At 42.2% G+C, this 1,003-nt stretch carries 1 protein-coding gene and 2 pseudogenes; all 3 read left to right on the forward strand.

Going from position 1 to position 1,003, the window contains the following annotated elements:
* Positions 1-196, forward strand: a pseudogene (locus A3756_RS28240) (cytochrome C oxidase Cbb3); the annotation flags it as partial.
* A gap of 82 nt (positions 197-278) precedes the next feature.
* Positions 279-620, forward strand: a complete 342-nt coding sequence (locus A3756_RS23295; protein WP_156490703.1) for a hypothetical protein — start codon at positions 279-281, stop codon at positions 618-620.
* Positions 621-701: 81 nt separating this feature from the next.
* Positions 702-1,003, forward strand: a pseudogene (locus tag A3756_RS23300) (cytochrome c oxidase accessory protein CcoG); the annotation flags it as partial.

Genomic DNA, 1,003 nt, shown 5'->3' on the forward strand with positions numbered 1-1,003 from the left:
CCATGGCATTGACGGTAAAGGCAACCAGCTGCTTGGTGCGCCCAACCTTACTGACAATATTTGGTTATATGGCGGACTGTTAAGAGATATTGACGCCACGATAGCCAATGGACGTAACGGCAACATGCCGTCGCACAGACATTTGTTTAGTGAGCAAGAAGCTAAAGTTCTATCAGCTTATATTTTGTCTCTATAACTTTGTCATCAAGGTGTAATTCAGCGCCCAATCATTTATATAGGCGCTGAATTACACCAATATTTATAATGATCCGAGGTCAATGATGATTCGAATTATCATATCGCAACTACGCACGATTGTTCCCGAGGAAGAATTACAGTCGAAAGTTTTCTGGCGCTCATTTGGTGTTATGGCTTGGGTGTCTTTTTTATGCGCAGCACTGGCAACAATGCTTTTCTTCGCAGCATTTGATCCGATAGAGTTATCAAGTATCGCGACTTTCCCTGTAGAGTTTAGCCCAAATGCTCTATATACATTAGGCTTTTTCCTCTTTTGGGTGTTTGGTTTTAGCTGCACAGCTTTGAGCTGTGTCTTATTGGCCCTACCTCTTGCCAAACGACAAAAATCCTTGTCAGAACATTACGATGAGGAAGCTGACTAGTCGGCTCAAGACAAAAACAACTTGCAGCTGCTCCTAGGCCTGCAGGCATCTAGTTCTATCTGTTTACATTGGTGTTAATTAATGGATATTGAAAACAAAATTGCACATCGCTTCAAGTCTTCCGACAGCAACTTGTATGCAAGTCATGAAAAGGTACACACCCGTGAAGTAAAAGGTGTTTTCCAATCGCTTCGCAAAGCAATGATGTTTACACTGCTCGGGCTTTACTATTTTGCAGCCTGGTTTACATGGGATGGACATCAAGCAATTTTGTTCGATTTACCGGAGCGCCAGTTTCATATTTTTTGGCTAACGTTTTGGCCTCAAGACTTTTTCTTTCTAGCTTGGCTATTAATCATGGCTGCGCTCAGCCTATTCTTTTT

It is taken from the genome of Oleiphilus sp. HI0086, from assembly GCF_001635225.1.